The 3,675-nt window shown below is 70.0% G+C and carries 4 protein-coding genes and 2 pseudogenes; 3 read left to right on the forward strand and 3 right to left on the reverse strand.

The features are described 5' to 3' along the window. Together ACIGAN_RS35525 and ACIGAN_RS35530 are read left to right on the forward strand one after the other, a co-directional pair. Positions 1 to 84 (forward strand): annotated as a pseudogene (locus ACIGAN_RS35525) (transposase); the annotation flags it as partial. Then, a pseudogene (locus ACIGAN_RS35530) lies at positions 59 to 203 on the forward strand (IS5/IS1182 family transposase); the annotation flags it as partial. The pseudogenes ACIGAN_RS35525 and ACIGAN_RS35530, both read left to right, overlap by 26 nt. A gap of 8 nt (positions 204 to 211) precedes the next feature. Here ACIGAN_RS35530 and ACIGAN_RS35535 read toward each other — a convergent pair. From ACIGAN_RS35535 to ACIGAN_RS35545, 3 genes are all read right to left on the reverse strand, one after another. Next, entirely contained in the window at positions 212 to 979 is a 768-nt protein-coding gene (locus ACIGAN_RS35535) for an SDR family NAD(P)-dependent oxidoreductase (protein WP_399863677.1), read from the reverse strand. Positions 980 to 1,139: 160 nt separating this feature from the next. Then, positions 1,140 to 1,898 carry an SDR family NAD(P)-dependent oxidoreductase gene (locus ACIGAN_RS35540; protein WP_399863679.1) on the reverse strand — a complete coding sequence of 253 codons (759 nt, stop codon included), beginning with the start codon at positions 1,896 to 1,898 and terminating at the stop codon, positions 1,140 to 1,142. Between the two features lie 103 nt (positions 1,899 to 2,001). Next, positions 2,002 to 2,307 carry an Atu4866 domain-containing protein gene (locus ACIGAN_RS35545; RefSeq protein ID WP_399863682.1) on the reverse strand — a complete coding sequence of 102 codons (306 nt, stop codon included), beginning with the start codon at positions 2,305 to 2,307 and terminating at the stop codon, positions 2,002 to 2,004. A gap of 138 nt (positions 2,308 to 2,445) precedes the next feature. On the opposite strand from ACIGAN_RS35545, the gene ACIGAN_RS35550 reads away from it, so the two are divergent. Beyond that, positions 2,446 to 3,288 carry a helix-turn-helix transcriptional regulator gene (locus tag ACIGAN_RS35550; RefSeq protein WP_399863684.1) on the forward strand — a complete coding sequence of 281 codons (843 nt, stop codon included), beginning with the start codon at positions 2,446 to 2,448 and terminating at the stop codon, positions 3,286 to 3,288. Positions 3,289 to 3,675 lie beyond the last annotated feature (387 nt).

Raw genomic sequence — 3,675 nt, forward strand, 5'->3', positions numbered from 1 at the left:
ATTCGCCGCTACATCATCTGGCGAAACCGTCACGCCGCCGATCAACGACTACGAGCCGTGGTCGACAGGGCGAACGTTGCCTGATGCGGCACTAGCGTCGCTGTCCGGGGTGTTCAAGTCGACTGCCGACCGGATCATCGACCATCTGGGACCGGCTCTCGCTGCAGCCGCGCCAGTGGTTCCGCAAGGACACCGTGCTGATCGCCGCACGTCAGACGGCGGTGAAGCCGCCGTCGGCGGGTATCACGGCTCCGGTGATGAAGCTCGAGCGCGGTGAGGCGAGGAAGCAGAGAACCTCGGCGATCTCTTCGGGTTGTGCGACTCGGCCCAGGGGCTGGGCGTCGGCGAACGATGCGAGGTAGGCGCGGCTGTCCGGGCGGATCGTGTCGAGGAAGTCGGTCTCGATGACGCCTGCGGCGACAAGGTTGGCGCGGATGCCCCATGGTCCGCCTTCGACGGCGAGCACCTTGGTCAGTTGGGCCAGGGCGCCTTTGGACGCGCTGTAGGCGGCGCCTTCGGGCAGGGCGACGGTGCCGGCGTAGGACCCGGTGCTGACGATGCTCCCGCCGCCCCGGCTCTGCATCGTTCGGAAGGCTTCTCGGGCGCAGAGGAAGGCTCCGCGGGCGTTGACGGCCATCACGTTGTCCCAGTCTTCGGCGGTGGTTTCGGTGACGGGTTTGTTCAGGGTGCGGCCGGCGTTGTTCACCAGGATGTCCAGTGCTCCGAAGGTGTCCAGCGCCGAGCGGACTGCGTGGACGGCGGTCTCCTCCCGCGTGATGTCGCCCCGCATCGCGAGGACGCCGGGGAACTCGTCCTGCAGGGTCGTGACGTCGGGGCGCAGGTCGACGGCGACGACGCGGGCGCCGCGGGCGTGGAGCAGTGCCACGGTCTCCTTACCAACGCCGCGCGCGGCGCCGGTGACCAGGGCGGTCCTCCCGGCGAACTCGGATGCTTCGGCGGACGCGGCGGTGGACGTCATGATGAGGGCCTCTCGTAGGGATCGGGGGCGCGCGGTTTCCCGCGTCGGATGTCTGGGCTGGTGTGCGGTCACGCACTCACGGGGCGGACGGCACAGGAGATGGGCGCGCTTGCCGGGCGTGCGCACGGGGGGTGTCGTGGACGCCCGGCGGGCGGGTCGTTCAGTGTGCGGTGAGGCCGCCGTCGACGACGAGTTCCGAGCCGGTGACGAAGGAGGAGTCGTCGCCGGCGAGGAAGAGGATGGCGGTGGCGATCTCGTCGGCGCGGCCGGCTCGGCGCATGGGGGTGCGCTGGATGTCCGGTTGCTGGTCGCCCTGTTCCTGCAGGAGGTCCTCGATCATCGGGGTGGCGACTACTCCGGGATGTATCGAGTTGACCCGCACGCCCTGTTGGGCGTACTCGACCGCGGCCGTCTTGCTCAGCAGGCGCACCGCGCCCTTCGACGCCTGGTAGGCCGCGGCCGCGCCGCTGCCGACCAGGCCGAGCACGGACGAGGTGTTGATCACCGACGCGTTGCCGCTGGCTCGCAGCAGCGGCATCGCCGCTTTCATACCGAGCCAGGTGCCTTTCTGGTTCACGTCGATCACGCGGTCCCACATCTCCTCCCGCGTGTCCTCGACACCTGGCCAGTCCAGGATTCCGGCGATGTTCACCAGCACGTCCAGCGCACCGAAACGATCGCGTACGAGGGCCGTCACCTCTTCCCATTCCCGGGCGGAGGAGACATCGAGGCGGGCGGTCGTCACTTCCGCGCCACCTGCCTCGATGCGCCGCGCCAGCTTCTGGAGGGGTTCCGGGGTCACATCGGTGATCACCAGCCGGGCGCCCTCCTGGGCGAAGAGTCGGGCGGTCGCCGCACCGATCCCACCGGTCGCACCCGTGATCAGGGCCACCTTTCCCTCAAGACGTCGTCCGCTCATGAATACGGTCCTTCCCTTGCCTTCGATACGTCTGTCAGCGACTGCTGCCTGCCTCGGCAGTCGGTCCGCTCCCACGAGGAGCCGGTCTCCCCGACCGCAGCGGCTACTGCTCGAGCCCCGTCGTCCGGCTACGCTCGCCGTTCTGCTGCGACGGGCTCGACTCCCGGTACAGCACGAGGTGTTCGTGGTAGAGCACTCCGTCGCGGATGTCCCCCGTGGCGGTGAACCCGGTGTCGTCGACGTAGTCCAGGTGGTTACCGGTGACCGTGTAACGGCCGGTGTACGCGCTGGCCCGCTCGCCGCGAGCCTCGTCGTAACGGCCGTCCGGCAGCAGCTCCTGCCGGATGTACCGGTCGTCGGTCACCCACATACCGACCACATCCACGTGGTCGTCCTCGATCGCGGCCATGGCGACCCCTCTCCTCGAACGGTGCGGTCTCTCCCGCTCCACCGAGTCTGCGCAGGTGAGCGGCGACCTACCAGGACGCATGCTCCCTGGGTGCACCACACCCATGCAGCCCACCGGCGCGCCGCCTAGCCTGAAGACATGGACGACAACCACCTGGGGGACTTTCTGCGCGCACGCCGCGCCGCCCTGCGCCCGCACGACGTCGGGATGCCGAGCCACGGGACCCGCAGAGTCGCCGGGCTGCGCCGCGAGGAGGTCGCCGTCCTGGCCGGAGTGAACGCCGACTACTACACCCGCCTGGAGCAGGGCCGCGAACGCAACCCCTCGCCCCAGGTGATCGAGGCCCTCAGTCATGCGCTGCACCTCGACGAGGACGCCAGGGCGCACCTGTACCGGCTGGCCGGGGCCACGCCCGGCGACCGGCTCTCGCCGCACCGCACCGCCCGCGTCAGCCCCGCCCTGCGACAGCTGATGGACGGCTACTCCCATACCCCGGCGTTCGTCATGAACCGAACCCTCGACCTCCTCGCGGTCAACGCGCTGGCGCAGGCCCTCTACTCGGCGTTCACCCCGGCGGACAACCTCGCCCGCATGACCTTCCTCGACCCGGCCGGCCGTACCTTCTACACGGACTGGAACCGGGCGGCACAAGCCACCGTCGCCAACCTCCGTGAGGCGACCGGCTTCGAACCGGACAACCCGCGGCTGCGCGAACTCGTCGGCACCCTCACCGAGCACAGCGCGGACTTCGCGCGCCTGTGGCAGTCCCACACCGTGCGAGGCAAGACGCGGGACGCCAAACACTTCCTCCATCCGGACGTCGGTCCGCTCACGCTCACCTACCAGGCGTTCGACGTACGCGAGGCACCCGGCCAGCAACTCGTCATCTACCACGCGGAACCGGGCAGTCCCAGCGCCCACTCCCTGCACTTGCTCGGCTCCCTGCATGCCACCCGGCGGCAAGACGGCTTCCAGCACTGAGCTGATCAGCCAGCACGACCCGCAGACCTGCCCCGGTAGTGCGACTTCGCCCCCCGGGGGCTCCCCTTGCCGGACCGGCAAGGGCAAGGCGGCCGTCCCGTACCACACCGCCCGCTTCCACCTCGTGCCCCAACTCCCGAAGGCCGGATCCGATGGGACGCGGCCAAAGATCGAGCGGTCGATCGCCTGGTTGTTCGGCTACCGCCGCCTCGCCGTCCGATACGAGCGAAAGGGCTCACACTTCCTCGCCTTTCACGGTCTCGCTGCAGCCCTGACCGATCACAAGAAGCTTTCAGGACTGGGGTCGGGGGGGGGGGGGGGGGGGGGGGGGGCCCCCCCCCCCCCCCGGGGCCCCCCCCCGCCGCGCCCCCCCCCGCCCCAGCGCCG

Source organism: Streptomyces sp. NPDC085931 (assembly GCF_044540565.1).
GTDB lineage: Bacteria > Actinomycetota > Actinomycetes > Streptomycetales > Streptomycetaceae > Streptomyces.